We start from the raw sequence: 23670 nt of genomic DNA, 5'->3' as shown, positions 1-23670 counted from the left end.
GCGATGTTCGGTGCATTGAAACAGAGCAAATTATTTGGCGATGCCTTCTGGGCCTTGTTCGGCCAGGCGGCCTCGGCCTTAGCCTTATTGCTGGGTACGCGCTTATTGACCGAACTGGTTAGCCCGGCGGTTTACGGCCAAGTGGCCTTATTGAACGGCTTTGTCGCGCTGGGTGTGGCGGTGTTTTCGTATCCGTTTATCTGCGCCGGCATGCGTATCGTCCCGGAATGCGAAACCGCTGGCCAGCGTAGTGGTTTGCATGCTGCCGTCGCCGGTTTGACGCTGCAAGCCACCATGTTAGCCATTGGCTTACTGGTGCTGGGTGGCTTTGCCTACGGCTATTTTGTCGAGGTCAGCAGCGTGTTGTTCTTGCTGACCGGCGTGTTGTTGGCTATTACGGTACAACGCGAACTGGGCATACAGTTGGCGATAGGCGAGCGCAAACAGCGCCTGGCTAGTCTTTGGCAAACCAGCGACAGCGTGTTGAGACCCGCTTTGGCGATAGCGCTGGTCTGGTGGCTGGGCGGCAATCCGGAATGGGTGTTGCTGGGTTATATCCTGGCCAGCTTGCTATCCAATCTGGTTTGGATCGTGGTTAAACGCCGTAATGCCGTGCGGATGCCAGCGACCGCTAGTCGGTCTTTTCGCCGCGAAGTCTGGGTTTATGCCTTGCCTTTAATTCCGATGGAATTGATTTTCTGGATCAACGGTCTGGGCGATCGTTATGTGATTGGTTATTTGCTGACCGCTGCGGACGTAGGCTTGTATGCCGCAACGTATATGATCGTCAACGAGGCCTTTAATCGCAGCGCGATGGTGCTGCTGCGTACGTTTCAGCCCGCCTATTTTCAAGCCTTCTCCGCACAGCACTTGCAAAAGGCCTTTTCGATTTTATGGGTCTGGATAACCAGTGTCGCTGCCTTGGGTGCCCTCGGTTTGTTGCTCTTACTGCTGACTAAGGATTGGGTGGCTTCTATGGTGTTGGCAAAATCTTATCACGCCGCGGTGGATTTAATGCCGGCGATGGCGCTGGGCTGTGCTTTGCATGCCTTGGGTACGGCGCTGGCGCAACCGCTGCTGGCGCATAAGCGTACCAAAACCTTGTTGAAAGGACGTCTGTGCGGTGCGGTAGCGGCGGCGATGACTATTCCCGTTCTGGTCAGCCAATACGGATTGCCCGGCGCGGCCTGGGCCAATCCGGTTTATTTCGGTATCGAAGCCGTGGTGTTGGCAATCTTGGCAAAACCTTGGCAAGCCGATAGCAGCGCCAAGCCTGGAACGATTCAAACATTGAGACAACAGCCGCTCGCGGCGGATGCTTAAAAGTGACAACGGTGAACACGATGACATACGCAACAATGACAACAGAAATATATGGCGAAGTGCTGCGCGCCTGCGTGGCTTGCGGCGCGGAAAAAATCGGTTTTTGGCGGGAAAAAGACTATCTGTATACCGATAGCGCCAGCAGAAAAGCCTTCCGGATTTACCGCTGTGCCTGCTGCGGCACCGGATTTTTGAATCAACCGCCGCATCGGCAATGGTTGCAAGTCATCTATCAATACTCCGGGCAGGCGTTGACGCAAGCGATTACGCTGGACGAAGTGCTGGATCGGGAGCTTGCATTTCCTAATTGCACCGTCGATGCCAAGCGCATGGCGCTGCAAGCCGATCAGTTGAACAAATCCGGCAATCACCGGGCTTTGGACATTGGTTCCGGGTTTGGTTTTTATACCCGCGCCTTGCGCTTGTTGGGTTATCGCACTGTCAGCATCAATCCCGGCCAGTATGAAAACCGGGTGTTCCAGGATTTAAACGGTGACGAGCCCTTGCCCATCATGTTCGAGCAGTATCAGCCCGAGCAGGCGTTTGGCGTGGTAGTGATGTCGCAAGTGCTGGAACACATACTCGAACCGGACCGCACTATTGCCAAAGTGGCCGATCTGCTGGAGAGCGGCGGCGTGCTGGCTTGCGCGGTGCCCAACTATGCGTCGTTTTTGGTAAAGCTATTGGGTACCAAGGAAAACGCCTGCCTGTGGGTGCCGGAACACGTCAATTACTTTACCGAAAAAGGTCTGAAAAGTTTGTTGGAGCGTCACGGCTTGCGCGTGGTTAAAACCGAGCAAGTCACCCGGATTCAGTACAACGCGCTATCCAGGCGTTTGGGTCTAACCGGCAGCTTGGCCAAGCTGGCCGACACCTTGGTTAAGTATGCGCAGATACCGTTTGCGGCGTTAATGGATACCTTGGGTTTGGGCATTTACCTGAACGTGTACGCGGTGAAGCAATAAGCCATGTTGACCGTCGTTATTCTGACCCAAAACGAGGAAGCCAATCTGCCGAGCTGTTTGGCCGGTATCCCCGAACGCTACCCCATCGCGATTGTCGACTCCGGCAGTACCGATAACACGCTGACCATTGCCCAAGAGCGGGGCTGCGCGATTCATCGTAACCCCTGGCCGGGTTTTGCAGAGCAACGCAATTTCGCGATTCGTCAATGCGGCATAGACACGCCGTGGATTTTGTTCGTCGATGCCGACGAAATTTATCCGCAGGCCTTTTACGACTGGTTTGAAGCCAAATTATCCGAAACTCACAGTATCGACGTGTTGATGGTGCCTTCGGTGTTGTATCTGCGTGGCAAACGCTTGAACCATGCGCCCGGTTATCCCATTTATCACCCCCGACTGGTGCGCCGCGAGACTACCCGGTTTGTACGCAACCACACCGGGCATGGCGAAGCGGTGTTGGATAGCTGCCGCATCGGCTATTCCGATATTCCTTACGAGCATTATTTTTACCACGGCGAAATTATCGAGTGGATGCACAAGCACGTCGGTAAGGCTGCGCAGGAAGTGCAATTGCAACCCACCGCCGGGGCGGTGATGACCACGCGCGGCCGCTTAAGCGTATTACTGGGACGTTCCTGGCTGCGAATACTGGCGAGGTTCTGTTATCACTATTTGTTACGTGGCGGCTTTTTGGACGGTGCGGCCGGGTTGGAGTTTGCGCTGATGTTCACCTGGTATGAAGCCTCGATTTATTTGCAAGCAAAAGCCGGTAACTGGGCAAGGAGTGCGGTATGAAAATTTCGTTGGTGTTGGCAACCTTGGGCAGGGACGCGGAAGTCTTGGATTTTTTGAAATCCCTGCTGTTTCAGACCTATAAAAACTTCGAGCTGATTGTTATCGATCAAAATCGTGACGGCAAGATCGACGCTATTTTGGACTCTTATCGAGCGTTGATGGACATCAAGCACGTCAAGGTGGATTTCACCGGCAACGCCCGGGCCAGGGATTACGGCATCGGTTTGGCGCAAGGCCGCATCGTCGCTTTTCCCGACGACGATTGTGCCTATGACCAGGATGTGTTGGAAAAAGTGGTCGCGGAATTTAAGCGGCGCGCAGATATGGCCATTCTGGTGGCCGGTTCCTACGACTTTTCCGCCACCCGGTTCAGCATCGGCGTGAATAGCCACAAAGCCGGCTATTTCAACCGCTTCCGGATGATGGGCGTGGAGTTTACCCAGTTTTTTGATCTGCAACGGGTCGACAGGCAGCAGTTTCATTTGGATCACGATTTTGGCATCGGTTCAAAATATTCGGGGGCGGAAGGTTTTGAGCTGCTGTACCGCTTGCTGCGCGCCGGCGGCAATGCGTTTTACACGCCCGAGATCAAGATTTTTCACGCTAACAAGGATCATTACAAACTCGGCACGGCCAGGATGTTGATGTATTCCACCGGCATCGGCGCTTATATTCGCAAGTTTACCAATCAGCATGATGTGTTTATTTGGTATTACATCGTCCGCAAGATGATGGTCGCGCCACTGTTAAAAATGGCCTTGGCGCTGGTCACCTTCAATCCGCAAAAACTGGCGTATTCGTTTTACAACTTGGTCGGGATCTGGCGCGGGTTTTTGACCTACGGCAAATCGGAAAAATGTATTTAAAGACTGTTTCAGGAGAAATGAAATGGATGTAGGTATTGTCACGACGCATGTGCCGCCGGCCAAAGGCTATGGCGGCGTATCGGTGACCTGCGGCGTATTGACCAAAGCCTGGTCGGAACGCGGCCACGGCATGGCGCTGGTCGCTGCTGATGAGTCGATAGACGGTCGCTTGCGCGCCGAGGATGTAAAGCTGGGCAAGCAAGTCGATGTCAGACTTTACCGCTGTTACGGGTTTCGGCGCTGGGGCTTTGGATTGGGCGCCATTCCAAAGATTTTCAAGCTCTGTTGGCAGGCACCCCGGATCTATATCCACGGCATTGCTACTTGGCCTTCCACGCTGGCGGCACTGTTTTGCGTATTGCTGCGCCGGCCATTCATGGTGGCTGTGCACGGTGGCTTGATGCCGGAACATGTGGCGCTGATTCGGCGGCAGAAGCCGCATAAATGGTTGTTTTACAAGTGGTTGACTTTTCCGACCTTGCGCCGGGCCATTGCGGTGCATTGCACCAGCGATACCGAAGCGGCGGGCGTCACCGACGTTTTGGGGCCGGACGCCAAGGTTTTATTGGTGCCGAACGGCATCGACAGTCGCGAGTTTCAAGTCGCCGGCTATCCGCAAGGCGAGGGCACCCAATTGTGTTTTCTGGGGCACGTGCAGCAAGAAAAAGGCATCAATGCGTTTATCCGGGCCTGGTTAAAAACGCGCCGGCCAAATGACCGTTTGGTGGTCGCCGGCCGCAGTGTCGATGGGGCTTATTTTGAAGAATTTCAGGCTTTGCTGGCGCAGGCTGGCGGTGCTATCAGTTATAAAGGCTATTTGCCGGTTGCCGAAGTGAAGCAGTTGTTGGCCGACAGTCATTTCCTGGTGTTGCCGTCCGGCCTGGAGGAAACGGGCGGTATGCGCGAAAATTTTGGCAATGTGGTTGCGGAGGCCATGGCAGCCGGTCGACCGGTGCTGGTCGCGAAAGGTTTGGCTTGGGATCATTTGGCAATGTATGGCGCCGGTTTGGTGTTCGAGCGCAATGAGGCTTCGGTTTGTGCGGTGTTGCGGCAAACGCAAGTGGTGACTCAAGCGACTTGGCAAGACATGGCGCTGCGTAGCCGTGAATATGTCGAACAGCAGCTGGACCCGGTTAAATTAGGCGATAAAGTCTGGAAAGTGATGACAAAAGCCGATCACGTTAAATTGCCGCAGTCCTTAATAGAAGGTTCGTCTTATGAATAAAAAAGTGGGTCTGATCGTGCCGACTCTGAATGCCGGCGAGCTTTGGGAATCGTGGTTACAAGCTTTTGCCGCACAAACCGTGAAGCCGGATTATCGGCTGTTGGTAGATTCCTCGTCTGATGACAATACGGTGGTTTTGGCCCGCGACGCAGGTTTTGACGTGCAAGTGATAGCCAAGTCCGAGTTTAATCATGGCGGCACCCGACAACTAGGCGTGAATTGGTTGGCGGATGCCGATATTCTGGTGTTTTTGACTCAGGATGCCTTGCTGGCGGCCCCCGATGCCATCGAAAAATTACTGGCAGCGTTTACAGACGACAGCGTCGGCGCTGCTTACGGCAGGCAATTGCCGCACCGCAATGCCGGGCCGATCGGCGCGCATGCCCGTTTATTCAATTATCCGCCGCAAAGTCAGGTGCGCAGTTTGCAAGATAAGGTGCAATTCGGCATCAAGACGGCGTTTATTTCCAATTCGTTTGCTGCGTATCGGCGTAGTGCATTAATGGGCGTTGGCGGGTTTCCGCTGAATACCATCATGAACGAAGATACTTTTGTGGTCGGCAAGATGTTGCTAAACGGCTGGAAAGTGGCTTATTGCGGCGATGCCGCTGTGTTTCATTCGCACGATTACGGATTTGTCGACGAATTTAAGCGCTATTTCGATATTGGCGTTTTTCACGCCCATACGCCTTGGTTGCAGCAGACCTTTGGCGGTGCTTCCGGCGAAGGCTGGCGTTTTGTCGTGTCGGAGCTGAAGTATCTATTGAAAAATGCGCCTTGGCTGCTGCCGTCGGCCTGTTTGCGCACCGGTCTGAAATGGCTGGGCTATAAAATGGGCGGGGGAATGCACGCTAGAATGCCGCAGAGCTTGAACAGACGCTTTAGTTTGCATAAAGCTTATTGGGCGGGCGCTATTTCTGAAAATAGCCTTAACGGCAGATCGTAATTCGATAATTTCCTGGCAGCGATTAAGCCAGTATTTTCGCGGAATAACGGCAAAACTGGTTCTAAAATTAATCCAATCTTCATCTTATCCTAATCTAAATTACAGTTTTTCTTCATCTTGACTCTGTAGATTCCTAACCAACATTGTGTTTTTCCGGTCAGAACCGGTTTTTTTGTTAATTGTACGTAGGCGTCGCGCCGGTATGGTTCAGCAAAAATTCGGAAAAAATACAAGGTTGGATTTGCAAAAGACCGACAGGGTCTTTCACCGATAGAGCGGGGATAACAGCAACAGTTGTTATCAATTCTTTGAGTTTGAAGAGTAGTGCCCGGATGTTTAGGGAATTTGATTAATTACGTTATGGAGTTTCATCTTGATTTCTGAAAAGCATTCATTTGATAGTTGTTTTGAGGTTTTTTTAGCTGACACGCCTGAAAGCAAACGCATTCATTACAATCTCAGATACCAAGTCTATTGCGACGAAATGGGTTATGAGGACAAAGAAAATTTTCCGGAACAAATGGAGTTTGACGAATGGGACCGCCATTCCGTGCATTTCATGGTTCGGCACCGATACACCGGGCAGTGGCTGGGCGCGTTACGCTTGGTTTATCAGAACCAAGCCGTTTTCCCTTTCGAAGCCAAGTGCGTTCCCGACCAGCCTATAACCCCTCAACAATACCAACAATCCATAGAAATATCCCGCCTCTGCGTATTGAGAGAAGCCAGACGCTTTGCCCCGAGGGCTTTCCCGCAACAGGAGCAAGACGCTGAACAAGTTGCCAAGGACAGCGGTAACATCCGTTATCTGCATACCATTAAAAATCAGACTCGCAGCATTATGTGGGGTTTGTATCGGGCGGCGGTTGTCTACTCGGCGCGGAACGATATTAAACAGTGGTACATATTGGTAACGCCGTCTTTGGCTTACGCGGTTAAGAAAGAGGGGTTTGAAATGCAACAGGTAGGCGGCGCCTGCGACCATCGCGGTCAGCGTATTCCTTATGCATTGGATGTTGAGCATATTCTTGCCAATCCTTTGTGGCAAAAAGACTATCAGTTGGATTACCGCAAATATTCAGAACTGCTAGAGCAATCGGTGGCTAAGCGGCAAAGAGCTTAAAGTATCGGCGCGCGATCATGCCCAGTTTCAGATACTAAGCGGTTTGCAGGGCAACTTTATCGCAAAAAAAAGCCCGGTTTGCGCTGGCGATCTATTAAATCTGGGCGGCGCGGCTGCCGGATTGGAGTAAACCGCTAGTGTCGTTACCGATGCCAGGCCACAGCGTGAAAACAGCCCTAAGTCATGCTGCAGTTGCCGTGCGGGCGTGTCGGCGGTGTTTAAACCCTGCTAGGTTATTCCCGGAAACTTCCCTCTTCTGAAAGTCATTACGTCGCGGCTCGTCGTTAAGCCTTTACTTTCCCCGTTCCTCTAAAGCCAGACCGAGCAGGCTTGAGCTGTTGAATTAGCGCCAGTCGAAAAGAACCACACACGTCAAACAGAAAACTTGATGCCTCAGGGCAAGCCGAACCGGGAATCTATATAAGATACAGCCCGCACGTAAACAATCCATTTTGAATTTGCCGAGGCTGCCGGCCACCGTTGCAGACGCTGTGCAGCCGTTTTTGGGTGGGCGTTTTTCTGTCCTATTCCAGCAGCTTACGGTAAAGTTGCGGAGTCAAACTGATATACTGGCTTTCGTCTGTCTCAGCTTAGCTATCTGCTGTTCCGGGTCGGAAACCTACGTCATTATTATAAAAACTATATTAGCCAGGATTATTTATGGAAGCTTATTTGCCCATGATTCAAAGCATACTGTCGGATTGGTATCGGATTACGCTGGAAAACCAGGAATATGCCGGTGCGTTAGCGCTTGCCGTGTGGTTGCTGACGGCGATGTTTTACAGCATCAGGATTTATTTTTTAAAGAAAACCAATGCCATCAATTTAAAAGCGCGCCTTGCCTTACAAACTGATTTCGAGGCGGCGCAACAGCAACAGCAAGCCTTGCAAGAGCAATTGACTGCCAATACCGAGCAGTTGGAGGCTGCCAAAACTGTTGCCGATAACGAAGCGCAACGGGCAGCCGGTCTGGAAGAAAAATTGGTACAGGCAAATCGGCAGGTGATCGACAGCATCAAAACCTTGGCTACCAGTTTCGAATTGACCGAGCCGGCCTTACCGGCGGCCAACGATCTGCAATCGACCGATCTGTGGCCCCGATATTTCGCGCTCACCGCGCAAATTACCGAGCGCTTTAAAGCCGAACAACAAGGCAAAACCGAGCTGCAACTGGCACTTTGGGCGGAAACTTCCAAAGTTGCTGAAAAAGATGCGCTATTGGGGCCATTGCAATTACGTTTGGAATCGCAAACCGAACAGTTGAATAAACTGGAATTGGCGGTGGAAGAGCAAAAAATTCTGCGCGAGCGCGAACAAGCCAACGCGGAAAAACTACTGGCGGAGGCCCAAGCCAAACATCAAGCCGAATTGGCGCGTTACACCGACTCAGCCAAACATTCGGCGACGCCAGCCCCTGCTTACTCGCAGCCGGCATCTCAACAGGAGACAAAAGTTGTTATCAACGAAGCGCCCGCCGTCATTCAACCCGCCCCGGCTGTTGTTGCTGAACCTGTTGTGATTCAGGCGCCTTTAGAGCCGCCAAAGCCAGTGGAGCGTGAAATTGCGCAGGTTGTAGATAATCCGAAACCTGTAGTTGCCGAGCCGGCACCGGCGAAACAGTCGTCCGTTGATAAATTGGCCGAAAAAAGCGGCGGTTTCGGCAAGTTCAAGCAAATGTTGAACAACACCATGCAGCAAATGGCCAAGTTGGATCAAAAGCTGGGAACACAGACAGAAGTTGCTGCCGAGGCTATCCGGGAAGAGTTGGAAGAGGTCGCCGCACCTGTCGTGGAGGCGGCCGCTGAACTTAAGGAAAATGTGGTGGAAATCGCGGAAACTGCCGCGGAAGCGATCAAAGAACCGGCCGCCGGCGTTGGCGGTAAGCTGAAAGGTTTATTCGGTAAAAAATCGGCAGAGCCTGCCGTTGCGCCTGAGCCGGTAGCATCGGAACCCGAGCCGATTCCCGAAGCAGTTGCCGCAGTCGAGCCCGCCAAGCCTGCCGGGTTAAAAGGGCTGCTTAAAAAGTGGAAATGATAGTTTCCGCTGTTTAAACATCAGCCGGGTGAGCGTTGTTTGTCCGGCTGATCAATCTGTCTGCGTATTCCAATAAATCCGCCAACGATTCCTGATTCTAAACTGCAGGTACTCCAAATCGAAGCCCACCGTTGGCAGTGATCGGCCAAAACTCACCGTGCCTCAAGGAACGAAACTTTCAATGGTAAATGTCCAGCAAAAGCGGGTGTAGGGTGAGTTACGAACCGCACTAATCGCGAACGATACGCTTCACACTGTTCAGCACATCCTATGACCCAGGTCTTGCGTAGCGTTGATGCAGCGTTAGCGGAATCGAGAGTGTTGACCATCCGTCATCAGACTAACCTCGCCAAATTTTAAGGGTGTTGGCCTTCGACTCCTCGATTCCATCGAGGCTACTTGCTGCGCCGCCATGCGTAAGCTCATTCACCTGGCTTTCGCTATCTTGAAATCCGGGAAACCTTTTGATCCTGATTTTTCGCTTGCATGAACGGGGTTAAAACGGTATCTATCTGGCTTCATTGAGAAACCCAAGCTTGATTAGCCGCAGCTTTACTACGGTTCGCGAAACCTGGAACATTTTCATCAGAGGAGCTGTTACTTTATGAAATGTATCGATATTGCATCGCTGGTCATCTAAATACAGCAACCCGAACCCGCGATCAGAGAGCTCATATCTCTGTGCTTGCCAAAATACCTCTTTCTCAAATTGTTCTTTTGGCAATAACAAGCATGAGGCAAAGTAATTTGCTTGCCACTCCAAACGGCGAATATCTTTTAAGTCGATGGCATCGAAATCATCAATGGCTATATCTTCTTCATGGCAACTTTCTCGCGCCATAAACTTGCCATGCTCCAACAGATAGTGACCTAGCTCATGAGCTAGTGTAAACCGAGTTCGTTCGTTTGTTGACGCCTGATCATTGTCGATGGAAATAATGTCTGGTCCAAACGCAATCTGGCCGAGGACTCCGCTGGGTAGGTTTGCGTTTGTCTTCACAACAAGCGTCGAATTTACTTTTAGGTAATCACAAATAGAGTTAATTGAGACAACGCCTGACACGTACTCTATTTCAGAAAGAATGGCAACAGCCCGACTTTCTACCTCTTCCCTCTCCAGATATGGCACGCACAAGCGAGATTCCTTCGTTGATTGCTCAACTGCTGCAAGCGCTTTGAGGAAATCTGGATCAGCGTCGGTTCGAGCTAAAGAGGAAAAAAATTGGTTTGATGAAACTGTATATGTATCGTTTACACAACCATAAAAATCAAAATACCTGCTACCGAAAGTCTCATCATGGAGAGCTTGATAACTATTGGACCGTTCCGATGAAGCAATCGAACTTGACGCCATACTTGACGGAGAACGGGTAAGCACCCATTCCAGCCGCTCTTTACTAAAATACCTAAGCAGGCCAATCCCTTTTGACCTAGAGAATTTGAAGGCTCCATCTTGAAAAGAATTTGTAGATACAATAATTCCTTTAGCACCCGCACCCGATATTTGTTGTATTTTAGTAAAAAACTCCTCTGCGTCGTCAACGGGTACGCTGTGACCATAGTTTTTACATTCGATAAGAAACAACAATGAATAACATTCTTGTCCCGGAAGTGTTACTTCGATAGAAACGTCAAAGATTATGTTCTTCTCTCGATCTTTCGAGTAATACCCTTTCTTCCGAAAAATCTTACAAAATTCGCGTTTCGAAAAAAAGCAGTCCTCGGCAATCTGGCTTTCAAATACTTCGAAAACCTGATCTTCGAGTTTATCGCCCTTCTTCGTTGTATCCATGAGTTCTCAGTTTCCCTTGCCAGCCCAACAAGGAATTAGATAGTTTCCGTATAGCTACCGAAAAACGCTCTCCGGCACGATAATTTATTGATCTGCATATGATCTTCCTTTTGTATATTACTCGACGGAGAAATGATAGGCCGCAACGGGTCGGCTGTGACAGTTCGTGACTTCCAAAAACCTAAATCACTACCCGCATAATCCTATCGAGTTTAGTGGCCGACCATTCATCGGAATAGATGGTGGTTTCCAGTCTGAATAGCCAATCCGCCTAAACTTCCGGCACAAAAAAGAACGGGCTGCCTTCGTGGCCTGCGTGCTGTAAGGGGGCGTATTGTGGCATTTGTTCGAAACCGCCGCGAGCCGCCGATGCACGTACTTGATTGGCGACATCCCGGAAGATGTCGTAATCTTCAATGATGCGTTTGTTGCCGCGCAATACTTTCAAAAACGCATTGGCGAACACCGAATGGTCACCGCCACCCTGGTCCATAACCGGTTTCACCCCGCCGGAAGTCAGCACGGTGCGGGCTTTGCGGCTGTTCATGGCTTTTAACCAGCGTTCGCGCTTGGCATCGTCCATACCTTCCGGCAATTTGGCCACCGCCGAGCCGGTCAATGCGCCGGAATAACAGGAGTCGGCTACCACCATAATGTGCTTGGCCGGCATGATGCTCAAAAATTCCGTGATGCTTTGGCTGGAAATCCAATTGGCGCTATTGCCGGTTTCCGAATCGACCGGTAGCCAATAAGCGGTCTGACTTTTCTTGTCGATCTCGCCGTGGCCGGCGTAATAAACCAGTAAATTATCTTGTTCGGTGAGTTTTTGATTCAGTTCGTTGAACGCCGACATGATCGTGTGGCGATTGGCATTGATCAGCAATTTGGTTTTGAAGCCATAGCGTTCGCGTAAAAGCAATTCCAGGCTTTTCGCGTCGGCGATGGGGGTTTTCAAAGACGGATAAGCGCCGTACTCGTTATTGCCGATGATGATTGCGTAGAATTTGCCGAATTGAATGTCACCCGAGCGCTTGATTTCACTGCTATTGCTGCTTGGGAATACCTCCTCTGCCGAATTTCCAGAAGCCAGCAGGCGCAAGCTCAAGTCACTGCTTTGATTGCGTTTGTCAGTAGCGACGATGCGCACCAAGGTTTCGTCGCCTTTCAAACTCACGTCGGTTTCAAAACGGCCGTTGGCATCGACTTTTATCGCTTTGTCGTTTAACAGCAAGCGGCTCAGGCCGGTGGCTGCGTCGATTTTGCCGACGATGCGTTTGCTGCTCTCACCCAAGCCAAATTGAATGCTGGGAATACCCCGGGTGACGGTGACGGCGGGTTCCAGCAATTCGATATTCGGACCGTTGCCCGAAGCCACCACGTTGGATGATTGTTGCTGTAATTTTTCTTTCAGCGCGGCAATCTCCTTGGCTTGCTGTTGCAAGGCCTGCTTGCGCAAATCTATTTGATTTCTGTCCAGTTTATCCTGTGAGGTCAGCCAGCCGGTCAGTTCTGCCGATTGTTTTTGGTAGGTTTCGATTTTTTCGTTGAGCTTGTTTTCGATGTCGTTGGTTTTACTTTCGACAGCTTTAGCGCTGGGGCTTTGCTGGCGCGCCGCTTCCACTTCGCGTTTCATGCGCTGCCTTTCCTGGCTGAGAGATTGCGTCAAGCTGCCCAATTTGGCTTGTTGGTCTTTTAATTGGCTTTCTTTTTCGCGCAATTGCTTTTCCAGCGATTCGATGTCGCTGGAGCCGCCGGGCGTGGTGGATTTTTGTTGTTGCAGTTTGTTACGCAAGGCTTCCAGCTCGTCTTGAGCCTTGCGCAAACTCTCTTGTTGGTCCAGGGTTTGCTGGCGGGTGCTTTGCAGTTGCTCGCGCAGTTGTTCCGCTTCACGGCGGGATTCGGCTACTTCGCTGCGCAAGGTGGCCAATTCTTCGCTATTGGCGATGGCTTGGGCATTGACGGCGGGAGCGAACTGGATGCCGGCGTCTTCCAGGCCGGCCGATTTGCGGTACCAGCGTAGCGCGGTTTCCTTGTCTTCGGTAACGCCCAGACCTTTTTCGTAAAGATGGCCCAAGTTTAATTGTGCTTGAGAGTTACCCTGATTGGCGGCTTTTTCGTACCACTGCGCGGCGGCTTTGTAGTCGGCTGGCGTACCCAAGCCTTTTTCGAAAATCTCGCCGACATACAGTTGGGCGGCGGCATCGCCCTCCTGAGCTTTGGGTAGCCAGATATTTAAGGCGCTGGCGTAGTTGGCGCGGTCGTAAGCGACATATTCGCCGCCGCGTACTTCGCAATCGGCGGCGGTCGTGCGGATGGGGCGGCGGGCGCTGAGATAAGTCATCTGCGAACCTAGCTTACGTACCTGACCGGGCAGCAGGCAATCGACGACAAACAGTTTGCTGGTGTCGGCCACGATATAGCCTTCGGTGGCTTTGGCCATTTCTTCCTGGCTGACGTCGCGGGCGCAGGCGGACATTAAAATACCGCTGATTGCCAATGCCAGCGTACGGTTCAATACTCTTTTTGTCGCCATGGTGTGCCGCCTCGAATGATTGATTTTATCCGGCAACCATAGCAGAAATCCGCTAGCCCGCAAATGGCTAGGGCAGGTGGTCGAGGCGTTTTAGTATGTGCGGCCAAATGGCTTGCCAGCCATTGGTGTGATCGGCATCAACGATTTGTACGTGGCTGTTGGGGCGTTGCTGTAAGGCTTGTTGGAATAATGCCGGGGGAATGTTGTTATCGCGCTGGCCCAGCAGATGCCATTCCGCGATGCCGGGTTTGCCGGCGCGCTTAGCCGGGTTTAGAGAGTCATGCAAATGCTGGTAGCCGTGATGATCGGCCCAAATATCGATGTCATAATTCCCCGCCAGCGTCACCAACGCGACGGTTTGCGGCAAGCGCTCGGCTATCAATAGAGCCAACGTGCCGCCGCCGCTGTGGCCGATCAATACCACTTCACTGTAACCGTTTAGGGTGCAGAATTCTGTTAATGCTTGGGTCATAGCCGTTACCACTCTTTCGCTATAGCGGGCGCCGGTCCACAAGCTTTGCGAGCAGCCGGGGTCGCCGGCGTGGCCGTTGTAGCATGGCCGTCCCAGGTACAAAGCCGGCTTCGGGTCGGAAGACATTAATGACAGAACGGTAGCTGTGCGGGTGGTCGGGTCAGAGGCTGGAAATAGTCCACGTTCCCAAGGGTAGCCGTCACCTTCGAGATAAACATGCAGGCGTTTACCGGCGGATGGTGGCAAATGGGTAAACGATGTGAGATTGAATCCGGCTACTTTGGATTCTAAGGCCTGAAAGCCGAATGCCGTGGCTTGCTCATGTAGGCGCATGGCCGGGGTACTGCAAGCTGCCAGGAAAAGCAGCAGACTCAGTTTAATCAGCAAATGTAGCCGCTTGACAGGCATGAGGTACAGGCGATTTAGAATAGGCCACGCTGCATGCGGGGCATGCAGCGTGGCCAGGAGGCTTGGTCGTCCGGCAATCGACCGTTTGCCAGGTTGTTTAAAACGACAGCCGCAAGCCGCTGGAAAAGGCGTGGTTTGACACGTTTGCCCGGTCGATGATGGTGTTGTAGGCCACGAAAGCGGACATGCCATCGGCAAATTGGCCGGCCACGTTAAATCCTAATTGCATGAAATCGCGGTCCGGATTGTCGGAGCGGATGTTAAAGCCGGCATTGTTTTGCACGAAGCGCACGACGCTGACTTGGGCGTTATAGCTGGATTCATGTACCCATTCAGCATTAACTTGCGGCACGATGACGCCCCAAGGCAAGCTCCATGCGTACGAAGCCCTGGCGCCGGCTTTGGTTAGCATGGATTCTATGTTTTGTTCGCCGTAGCTGGTGCCGAAGCTGGAGCCACCTGTTTCGCGGTAGCCGTCCACTTCGGTTTTGGCGTAGTCGAAACCGATATAAGGTCCGACCACTACCTTGTCGATGTGGTAGTTATAACCCGCGCCCAAGCTGGAGGCATACTGCATGCCCGAGGTGCTGCCTTTTGCCGAGGTGTTGAAAAAGCTCATTGCCCGCTCGGATTCGTAATCGATGCCGCCGACACTGGCCAGCGCGTCGATATAGAAATCCTGAATATTCAAAGTGCTGTATAGCGAGCCAGTATAGGCTGCGGTATAAAGCTGGCCGGCGCGGTTGCTGAAATCGGCTTTGTTGTGAGCGTTATTAAAGGCCACCCCCACAAAAAAATTATCGGTGAACGCATAATCCGCACCGACTGTGACACCTTGATTGTCGAAGCTGTAACCCTGTTCGTTGGCAGTGCGGTTCCGGCTACCGAAACTGCCGTCGATATTGCCGTATAGGCCCAGGCGTTGAAATATTTCCGGTAGTTCATCGCCGCTGCCGCCGCCGATTTTGGTGCCGCCCAGGTTGATGCCGCCCGCATTGCCGGCGCGCAAGGTGGCGATGCGATCCATTACGCTGCTGAAATTCGCTCGCGAAGTGGCAACCGTGGTGGCTGCAATCGTATTGATCTCTTCAGGGGTAATTTGATCGATAACATCGGCTTTGGCAGCCGCGCCCAGGCCGGCGATTCTGGCGCAGTCGCTGATAACAGCACTGCTGGTGGGCGATGCGCACAAGCTGTTGATTGCCAGAGAGGTAGCGCTGGCGTTGGACGTAGATTCGATAATTTGCGATTGGGAAATGACCGCGCCGCCGCTGCCGGCATAGCTAATCAATCTCGCACTGCCCGAGCCGGTGCCGGTGCCGGGAATGATCAGTCCCGAGTCGCCGACTATCAGTAACACATTGCCTGTGTCGCTGTTTATATTGGAACCCGCGATAGCGTCGGTTGATGCAAACGGGTAGTTTGCCAACGCGACAGTATAGCTGCCGGGGCTCAAGGGGTAGTCGTTAATCAGCGAGTTAAAATTCGGAGAAACGCCCGCCGCGCCGCAGTCTATCTGGTTGCAACCGTCGTCGTTCTGAGTGAGTACGGAGAGGCTGGTAAAATTGCCGGTGCCGCTCAGCAGGAAAATATAGGGGTCCGTTGTGGGGCCGCTGGTGGCAATATCGACCAGTGTGGTTTGTGATAGCGAGAAGGGCAGGTAGCCCACCGATCCCGCCCCGGAGCCGGTTAGATTGAATGTGCCGCTCGCGAATTCCACGCCTGCCGCGAGTGGCGACGCCAGCAGCAACGTCACTAACGAGCCTGCGGTTAGGGATTGCCGTTTGCTTAATCGCGCAACAGCGGTTTTAGAGCAGAATAGTTCAAAAAAAAACAGTGATTTCATGAGCATTTATTCCAAATAATTTTTGCAACTTATTATAGATGCATGTTGATGTTTTCAATAGTAATTAAATTTTTCTGGAGATTGGGTGCCGGCCACTCGCGCTTTTTCTTATTGAATCGTGGTCAGTAAATTTCTGATGACCGTCGGGCTTGGGAGAGCTCAAATGCAGCGGTGGCGAGAATTTGCCGGACCTGGACGGGATTTATCCCGGTCGATTTTGGGGCTTGGCGGTTTTTAGACCATCAAGGGCAATTGCAGCGACACGAACAAGCTCTTCGGCTAAAATCCTTACACTTTCCCTGACTGTCGTTTGCCATGTCCAGATTTGAGCTCGCATTGAAAGCCTTTCAGCAGGCTCAACTAGCCTATGAAGATTTATTGGCCGTAGCGGCCGCGTTAAGCGCGGAACCCGAACCGGTTTTAGATGCGGCTCGGCAATTTTTGGAAAACGAATATCGGAGCGGAAACATTGGCGCGGATGTTTATCGCGGTTTGCAATCGGTCATGCAAGACGAAACCCGGTTTGTCGACGACCAAACCCAAATGGCGCCTTCACGGGTCTCCGCTCCAGACGATGCAACCAGCATAGTTTCGGCGCCGACTACGGCGACGACGATACTGCCGGTTTCACCCGCTACGCAAACACCTACCCTGACCACCGAATCCTTGCTGCAAGGCTTGGATCCCTCGCAGCCGCGCGCCGAGCTGACAGTCGGTAGTACCTTGAAAGGTCGTTTTGTGCTCGAAGAGTTGCTCGGGGTGGGCGGCATGGGTATGGTGTTTAAAGCCACCGACTTGCGCAAAGTAGAAGCCTCGGATAAAGAGCCTTTTGTCGCTTTAAAGGTGTTAAATCAGGATTTTCAATTCAATCCGATGGCGCTGGTGGCTTTGCAGCGGGAGACCAAACGTGCGCAAACCCTGTCTCACCCCAATATTATTAAAGTCTACGATTTTGATCGGGACGGCACGCACGTGTTTATGTCGATGGAATACCTGCAGGGTAGGCCGCTCAGTCATCTGATCCGTGAGCATGTCGACAGCGGATTACCCTTCAAAAAAGCCTGGCCTATCATCAGTGCGATGGCTGAAGCCTTGGCGCATGCGCATAAGAAAAATATCGTGCATTCCGACTTTAAACCGGGGAATGTGTTTGTCGGCGACGACGGCGAAATCAGAGTGCTGGATTTCGGGATTGCTTGCGCCATTGGCCGCAGCGAAACAGACGGCCACGACGCGACGATTTTTAATGCGCGGTCGCTGGGCGCTATGACTCCGGCCTATGCCAGTTTGGAGCAACTGCAAAATAGCGATCCCGATCCGCGCGACGATATTTATGCCTTGGCTTGCATCACTTACGAACTGTTGAGCGGCAAGCATCCGTTTGGCCGGTTATCGGCGGAAAAGGCCACGGAAGTCAATCTACAGCCCAAACCCATTGCCCAGCTTAAACGCCGGCAATGGAAAGGATTGCAAAAGGCCCTGGCTTTTAGACAGGAGGATCGCTGTGCCACTATCGACGAATTTTTAGCGGCTATCGGACCGCATACGTCTGTCTATTACGGACTGTGGTCAACGGGTGTGTTGCTGGCTTGTTTGATCGGGTTGAACGTCTATTGGACTCTCAATGAAAAGCAAACCGCTACCGAAGTGGTAAAGGTCGCCGTTGAGCTCAATCCCGAGCAAAACCAAAAAATTAAGGATTTGCTGGAATTGGCGGATATTCATTTTGATGTCGGTTACCTAACCGCGCCGACCGGCAGCAATGCGTTCTGGGCTTATCAGGAAGTTTTGAAAATTGATCCATACAACAAAGCAGCAATAGACGGTATCAATAAAATTGCCGATACGCTGGAACAGCAGGCGTGGGAGTTTTACGAAAAGAACGACCGCTCGGAGGCTTTGAAAAAAGTACAGGAAGGTTTGGAAGTCAACCCTGTGCACAAGGGCTTACAGAGTTTGCGAGATAAGCTCAGGTTTAATTGATTTAGTTTTCCGATCTTTGCGGAGGGATTTTCAAAGAGCGGTGAATCTGGGGGAAGAGGTGTGTTTACGCAGATTATCAGCAGAAGTAATTCTGATTGGGCTATTTGTCGCGGCTAAGCCTGCTAAAGCCGGTCTGTGACCGAGTTTAGCAGGATGAAAGCCCAGCTTAGTGTTGATTATGCAGCTTTACGGCGGCGAGACATGGCGATGCCAAACAAGCCCAGCCCGGTCAAGGCCAAGCTTGCTGGTTCGGGTACAGTATTATTTGGTTGGGTCACAACGCGAATTTTGTTTTCAATCGCGGCTGCGTAAGCAGTCGCGTTAGCAACGCCAATGTAAAAGCCTTGAGTTGGGAAATTGTAAGGTGAGGTTGTGTCGCAAGGACCCGGGTAGCAAATGCTGTTTTGCAGATAGGCAGTATCCACCCCGCTACCAATGCCTTCGATACTGATGTTATCCACGCCGGCAGCAATCAAATTATTGCGCGCGGTAATTGCGGTTGCTTCGTTGCTTGTGACTCCGTCTGTTGCAAAATTTACGTAAGAAAAATCGATATTCAAAGTAGACGCCGCCAGAGTGGTTCGCATGGTGTCGAATGCCGCTGTAAAGTTTGTGCCGCCACCACTATAACCTAGGTTGGCGATACTCGTGGCCAGTGATGTGCGGCTGGCCGCGTCTGTGACGAGGAAGTTTTGAATGTCCGCGGTCGCAGAGCTGCTAAATGTCACGACAGAGATTTCATAGTTGCTGTTCAGCGGAATCAAATTATTAACAGCGTTGGATAATCCATTTTTGATGATATTCCAGTTAGATGAGCCAATGCTGCCTGATTCGTCGAGAATAAAGCCAAGTTGGATGGTGCCGGCATTGGCTGAGCTGGACGCAAATGCGCTTAGTGCGAAGGTGGCCGCCATTGACGCAGCCAAAGTGAGTTTGCGGATTTTTCTCATGTGATCTCCAAAAAGTGTTCCATTCAAGTTAACTCCCCAGCAGTTCGGAGCGTTTTTACCTGGCAAAGCGTTTTCGTTGGACGAGTCCCGATTGCTAGGTAGTGTCTCTTAGTTGGGGAAAGCAATTCATAAAAAGCAAGTATTGGGCCACCTTATTATTTTCAATAATTTGCACTTGAACGGATTGTTCGACGTATTTTTTTTGTAAAAAAAATCGACACTATTTTAGGCGGCGGACTATCGATTGGTTTTAGATTTCAAGACCGGAAGTTCGATGGTTTTCAATTTGTTGTTTTGAAATAAACAAAAGACTCGCCGTGCCGGTTACAAGGCAAATTGGTAAATTGGCAAACAGGTGGTTTTTTTGATGATCGGTGGCCTCCTGGTGCAGGTGGATATTTAAGGGGTTGGCGCGGATGACATGCTAAAATTCGGCGCATTATGACTTCCTATGCGCCGATTGCCAGTGGCTTCTCAATTATTCCCAGTATCCGATGATGCAACGCCCGCGCGACTGCGGGAAATTCCTTATAACTACACCTCGTTTTCTGATCGTGAAATCGTCATCCGTCTGCTCGGCGAAGACATGTGGTGGGTGCTTGAGTCGTTACGCGGTGAGAGAATTACCGGGCGCTCCGCGCGGATGTTGTATGAAGTATTGGGCGACATTTGGGCGGTACAGCGTAACCCTTATCTCGAAGACGATTTGCTCGATAATGCCAAGCGGCGGCGCGCCTTGCTGCAAGCCTTGCGGCATCGTTTGGGGCAGATGGAGGGTCGGCAAGCCGAACTGGAGAATCAGCATACCGGGCGGGCCGAGCGAGTGGGGCAATTGATTGCTGCTGCCCATCAGGCTGTAAATGAATTCGAAGCCCATTTCGAACGTACCGCGCAATTGCGACGTAGCGTGCTATCCCTGCTGTCGCAATTCACCCGCAAGGACAACATCAGCTTCGACGGTTTCGCCCGCGTCAGCCATGTCACCGATGCCACCGACTGGCGGGTGGAGTATCCGTTTGTGGTGCTGTACCCAACCGCGGAAGATGAAGTCGGGCATTTGGTGCGCGGCTGTATCGAGCTGGGCTTGACTATCATCCCTCGCGGCGGTGGCACGGGTTACACCGGTGGTGCGGTGCCGCTCAATGCTTATTCGGCGGTGATCAATACCGAAAAGCTGTTGGTGATGGGGGCGGTAGAGCGGCATACGCTATTACCGGGCGTGGAGTGTTCGTATGCGACGATTTACACCGGCGCCGGCGTAGTGACTCGACGGGTGATGGAAACCGCCGAACAGGCCGGTTTGGTGTTTGCCTGCGACCCGACTTCTGCGGACGCATCCTGCATCGGCGGCAATATTGCGATGAACGCCGGCGGCAAAAAGGCCGTGCTGTGGGGAACGGCGCTGGACAACTTGGCTTCCTGGCGGATGGTGACGCCCGATGGAAATTGGCTGGAAGTCGAGCGGCTGAATCACAATTTGGGCAAGATCCATGAGCAAGACAAAGCCGCATTTTTGCTGAAACGCTTCGATGCCGGCGGCAAGCAATTGCTGGGTGAAGAAACGCTGGAGATCTCCGGCAGTTTTTTCCGCAAGACCGGGCTGGGTAAGGACGTGACCGACAAGTTTCTCGGGGGGTTGCCCGGTATTCAAAAAGAGGGTTGTGACGGCATTATCACCTCCGCACGCTGGATTCTGCACGAAATGCCGCCGGTTAGCCGCACGTTTTGTCTGGAATTCTTCGGGCAGGTGCGCGAGGCGGTGCCTTCTATCGTCGAAATTCGCGATTACCTGGCGGATTTGCCGAAAGAGGGCGCTAGCCGCGTGATGCTGGCTGGTTTGGAGCATCTGGACGAACGCTACGTCAAAGCAGTCGGCTATGCCACCAAAGCCAAACGCCACGGCCGGCCGAAAATGGTGCTGATCGGCGACATTGTCGGTGACGATGAAAACCAAGTCGCGATGGCGGCGTCCGAAGTTGTGCGCATATGTAATGCGCGCGGCGCCGAGGGCTTTATCGCCGTGAACCCGGAAACCCGCAAGAAATTCTGGCTGGATCGCGGCCGCACCGCGGCGATTGCCCGGCATACCAATGCCTTCAAAATCAACGAAGACGTGGTGATTCCGCTGCCGAGGATGGGCGATTATTGCGACGGCATCGAGCGCATCAACATCGAATTGTCACTGAATAATAAATTGCGCTTATGCAGTGCCTTAATTGAACTGCTGGGCGGCGACTTGCCGCTTAGAGCCTACGAAGAAGGCGTGAATAAAGCCGAATTGTTGGACGAGCGGCGGGCCTTGGCGTTGGATGCGGTAGACACAGTAAAGCAGCGCTGGCAATGGATTTACGATAATTTGGATTTGCCGTTGGCCGAAGCCGAAAAAGCCTTCGCGTCACAAGGTATCCAGGCCGGCGAACTGAGCAATCGTGCCGTCGAGCCGATTTTGTTTCATCGCTTGCAGGATTATTCGTTACGGGTGTCGTGGAAGCAGGAATTGCTGCCCCGGTTGCGGGAAATTTTCGAAGGCGATAATTTCCGGCCCATCGTCGAGCGCATCGAGGCTTTGCATAAAGAGGTGCTGCGCGGTCGCGTATTCGTGGCTCTGCACATGCACGCCGGCGACGGCAACGTGCATACGAATTTGCCGATCAACTCCGATCATTACGAAATGCTGCAAGAAGCCAATGCCGCCGTAGCGCGGATTATGGCCCTGGCGCGTTCATTGGGCGGGGCGATTTCCGGCGAACATGGCATCGGCATCACCAAATACGAATTCTTGACCGAGGACGAGTTGGCGGATTTTCATGCCTATAAAAACCGTATCGATCCGGAAGGGCGTTTTAATCGCGGCAAGTTGATGCCGGGTGCCGATTTGCGTTCGGCTTATACCACGTCATTTAGTTTGATGGGTTTTGAGTCCTTAATCATGCAGCAAAGCGATATTGGCGCGATTTCCGATTCGGTGAAAGACTGTCTGCGTTGCGGCAAGTGTAAACCGGTCTGCGCCACGCATGTGCCGCCGGCCAATTTGTTGTATTCGCCGCGCAATAAGATTTTGGCGACTTCATTATTGATCGAAGCGTTTTTGTACGAAGAACAAACCCGGCGCGGGATTTCGATTACCCATTGGAAGGAGTTCGAAGACGTTGCCGACCATTGCACGGTCTGCCACAAATGCTTCAATCCATGTCCGGTGGACATCGATTTCGGCGATGTGTCGATGAATATGCGCAATTTGTTGCGCAAGATGGGCAAGCAAAGTTTCAATCCGGCCAAAACCATGGCGATTGCTTTTCTGACTGCGTCCAGTCCGAATACGGTCAAGGCGATGCGCACGGCGATGATCGATTGGACCTACAAGGCGCAACGCATCGGCAATACGCTGTTGAAGCCTTGGAGCAAAGCGCAGATCGCGCAGCCGCCGGCCACGGTCGGCAAGCCGCCGGTGCGCGAGCAGGTGATTCATTTCATGAATCGGAAAATGCCTGGCGATTTGCCGACCAAAACCGCGCGGGCGCTGCTGGACATCGAAGACGGCCAGATTGTGCCCATTATTCGCGACCATGCCAAAACCCGCACCGATTCCGAGGCGGTGTTTTATTTCCCCGGCTGCGGTTCCGAGCGCCTGTTCTCGCAGGTCGGATTGGCGACCCAGGCAATGCTGTACGAGATTGGCGTGCAAACTGTATTGCCTCCCGGTTATTTGTGCTGCGGCTATCCGCAGCGTGCCGGCGGGCAGTTTGATAAGGCGCAAAAAATTACCACTGACAACCGGGTGTTGTTCCACCGGGTAGCCAATACCTTGAATTATCTGGATATTAAGACCGTGGTGGTCAGCTGCGGTACTTGCCAGGACCAGTTGCAGGATTATGAATTCGAGAAAATATTTCCCGGTTGCCGCCTGATCGATATTCACGAATATCTGCTGGAAAAAGGCGTGCGGCTGGATGGCGTGAATGGCGCGCGTTATCTATATCATGACCCGTGTCATAGCCCGTTCAAGCAGCAAGATCCGATCAAAGTGGTCAATCAGTTGATCGGTGCGCCGGTTGCGAAATCAGAGCGCTGTTGCGGCGAGTCGGGCACTTTGGCGGTGGCGCGGCCGGATATTTCCACGCAGATTCGTTTTCGTAAGGCGGAAGAATTGCAGAAAGACACGGCTAAATTACGGTCAGACGGCTACGACGGCGCGGTGAAGATGTTGACCTCTTGTCCCTCGTGCATGCAAGGTTTACAGCGGTTCGAAGACGAAGTCGAGCAAATGGAAGTCGATTACATTGTCGTGGAAATCGCCAAGCATATATTGGGTGAAAACTGGATGACCGGGTATTTGGATCAGGTCACCAAAGGCGGTATTGAGCGGGTTTTGGTGTAGGGGAATATTGTTGAGGGCGGCCGACTGATAT

At 52.3% G+C, this 23670-nt stretch carries 15 protein-coding genes; 10 read left to right on the top strand and 5 right to left on the bottom strand.

The features are described from left to right. Positions 1-3 precede the first annotated feature (3 nt). The 8 genes from DDY07_RS14945 (at position 4) to DDY07_RS14910 (ending at position 9277) form a co-directional block, all read left to right on the top strand. Complete coding sequence (locus DDY07_RS14945) at positions 4-1323, top strand: lipopolysaccharide biosynthesis protein (protein WP_171696445.1); 1320 nt, start codon at positions 4-6, stop codon at positions 1321-1323. A 20-nt stretch (positions 1324-1343) separates the two neighbouring features. Further along, the gene (locus tag DDY07_RS14940; protein WP_171696444.1) at positions 1344-2288 is read left to right on the top strand and encodes a class I SAM-dependent methyltransferase; all 945 of its coding nucleotides are present in this window, start codon (positions 1344-1346) and stop codon (positions 2286-2288) included. A gap of 3 nt (positions 2289-2291) precedes the next feature. After that, a complete protein-coding gene (locus DDY07_RS14935; protein ID WP_101051769.1) occupies positions 2292-3083 on the top strand; it encodes a glycosyltransferase family 2 protein in 792 nt (263 codons plus the stop codon). After that, positions 3080-3949, top strand: coding sequence for a glycosyltransferase family A protein (locus tag DDY07_RS14930; RefSeq protein WP_171696443.1), 870 nt, complete (start codon positions 3080-3082; stop codon positions 3947-3949). Before DDY07_RS14935 ends, DDY07_RS14930 begins: the two co-directional genes overlap by 4 nt. A 22-nt stretch (positions 3950-3971) precedes the next feature. Beyond that, positions 3972-5174, top strand: coding sequence for a glycosyltransferase family 4 protein (locus DDY07_RS14925; protein WP_171696442.1), 1203 nt, complete (start codon positions 3972-3974; stop codon positions 5172-5174). Then, positions 5167-6120, top strand: a complete 954-nt coding sequence (locus DDY07_RS14920; RefSeq protein WP_171696441.1) for a glycosyltransferase family 2 protein — start codon at positions 5167-5169, stop codon at positions 6118-6120. The genes DDY07_RS14925 and DDY07_RS14920 overlap by 8 nt, the downstream gene beginning before the upstream one ends. 373 nt (positions 6121-6493) lie before the next feature. Then, entirely contained in the window at positions 6494-7243 is a 750-nt protein-coding gene (locus DDY07_RS14915; protein WP_033157138.1) for a PEP-CTERM/exosortase system-associated acyltransferase, read from the top strand. A gap of 660 nt (positions 7244-7903) precedes the next feature. Further along, complete coding sequence (locus DDY07_RS14910) at positions 7904-9277, top strand: hypothetical protein (RefSeq protein ID WP_171696440.1); 1374 nt, start codon at positions 7904-7906, stop codon at positions 9275-9277. A gap of 508 nt (positions 9278-9785) precedes the next feature. Here DDY07_RS14910 and DDY07_RS14905 read toward each other — a convergent pair. From DDY07_RS14905 to DDY07_RS14890, 4 genes are all read right to left on the bottom strand, one after another. Then, positions 9786-11069: an ImmA/IrrE family metallo-endopeptidase gene (locus DDY07_RS14905; RefSeq protein ID WP_171696439.1), complete on the bottom strand. Its 1284-nt coding sequence runs from the start codon at positions 11067-11069 to the stop codon at positions 9786-9788. Between the two features lie 271 nt (positions 11070-11340). Next, entirely contained in the window at positions 11341-13602 is a 2262-nt protein-coding gene (locus DDY07_RS14900; protein ID WP_171696438.1) for a caspase family protein, read from the bottom strand. 67 nt (positions 13603-13669) lie between these two features. After that, on the bottom strand, positions 13670-14482 hold the full coding sequence (locus DDY07_RS14895; RefSeq protein WP_171696437.1) for an alpha/beta fold hydrolase: 813 nt from the start codon (positions 14480-14482) through the stop codon (positions 13670-13672). A gap of 97 nt (positions 14483-14579) precedes the next feature. Further along, entirely contained in the window at positions 14580-16328 is a 1749-nt protein-coding gene (locus tag DDY07_RS14890) for a DVUA0089 family protein (RefSeq protein WP_171696436.1), read from the bottom strand. Between the two features lie 315 nt (positions 16329-16643). Here DDY07_RS14890 and DDY07_RS14885 point away from each other — a divergent pair, with 315 nt between their 5' ends. Further along, on the top strand, positions 16644-18311 hold the full coding sequence (locus DDY07_RS14885) for a serine/threonine-protein kinase (RefSeq protein WP_101051763.1): 1668 nt from the start codon (positions 16644-16646) through the stop codon (positions 18309-18311). A gap of 176 nt (positions 18312-18487) precedes the next feature. Here the strand turns inward: DDY07_RS14885 and DDY07_RS14880 are convergent, their stop codons facing one another. Beyond that, positions 18488-19261, bottom strand: a complete 774-nt coding sequence (locus DDY07_RS14880; protein WP_101051762.1) for a VWA domain-containing protein — start codon at positions 19259-19261, stop codon at positions 18488-18490. Positions 19262-19727: 466 nt separating this feature from the next. Between DDY07_RS14880 and DDY07_RS14875 the strand changes: the two genes are divergently transcribed. Further along, positions 19728-23639 carry a DUF3683 domain-containing protein gene (locus DDY07_RS14875; RefSeq protein WP_367650883.1) on the top strand — a complete coding sequence of 1304 codons (3912 nt, stop codon included), beginning with the start codon at positions 19728-19730 and terminating at the stop codon, positions 23637-23639. The last annotated feature ends 31 nt before the right edge of the window (positions 23640-23670 follow it).

The sequence above is a fragment of the Methylomonas sp. ZR1 genome (assembly GCF_013141865.1).
In the GTDB taxonomy this organism is placed as follows: Bacteria; Pseudomonadota; Gammaproteobacteria; order Methylococcales; family Methylomonadaceae; genus Methylomonas.
This window is presented reverse-complemented; position numbering and strand designations above follow the sequence as displayed.

Bases quoted from the DNA above. Each gene is read 5' to 3' on its own strand.
- DDY07_RS14945 (WP_171696445.1), top strand. From the start codon at position 4: ATGTTCGGTGCATTGAAACAGAGCAAATTATTTGGCGATGCCTTCTGG.
- DDY07_RS14940 (WP_171696444.1), top strand. From the start codon at position 1,344: ATGACATACGCAACAATGACAACAGAAATATATGGCGAAGTGCTGCGC.
- DDY07_RS14935 (WP_101051769.1), top strand. From the start codon at position 2,292: ATGTTGACCGTCGTTATTCTGACCCAAAACGAGGAAGCCAATCTGCCG.
- DDY07_RS14930 (WP_171696443.1), top strand. From the start codon at position 3,080: ATGAAAATTTCGTTGGTGTTGGCAACCTTGGGCAGGGACGCGGAAGTC.
- DDY07_RS14925 (WP_171696442.1), top strand. From the start codon at position 3,972: ATGGATGTAGGTATTGTCACGACGCATGTGCCGCCGGCCAAAGGCTAT.
- DDY07_RS14920 (WP_171696441.1), top strand. From the start codon at position 5,167: ATGAATAAAAAAGTGGGTCTGATCGTGCCGACTCTGAATGCCGGCGAG.
- DDY07_RS14910 (WP_171696440.1), top strand. From the start codon at position 7,904: ATGGAAGCTTATTTGCCCATGATTCAAAGCATACTGTCGGATTGGTAT.
- DDY07_RS14905 (WP_171696439.1), bottom strand. From the start codon at position 11,069: ATGGATACAACGAAGAAGGGCGATAAACTCGAAGATCAGGTTTTCGAA.
- DDY07_RS14900 (WP_171696438.1), bottom strand. From the start codon at position 13,602: ATGGCGACAAAAAGAGTATTGAACCGTACGCTGGCATTGGCAATCAGC.
- DDY07_RS14895 (WP_171696437.1), bottom strand. From the start codon at position 14,482: ATGCCTGTCAAGCGGCTACATTTGCTGATTAAACTGAGTCTGCTGCTT.
- DDY07_RS14890 (WP_171696436.1), bottom strand. From the start codon at position 16,328: ATGAAATCACTGTTTTTTTTTGAACTATTCTGCTCTAAAACCGCTGTT.
- DDY07_RS14885 (WP_101051763.1), top strand. From the start codon at position 16,644: ATGTCCAGATTTGAGCTCGCATTGAAAGCCTTTCAGCAGGCTCAACTA.
- DDY07_RS14880 (WP_101051762.1), bottom strand. From the start codon at position 19,261: ATGAGAAAAATCCGCAAACTCACTTTGGCTGCGTCAATGGCGGCCACC.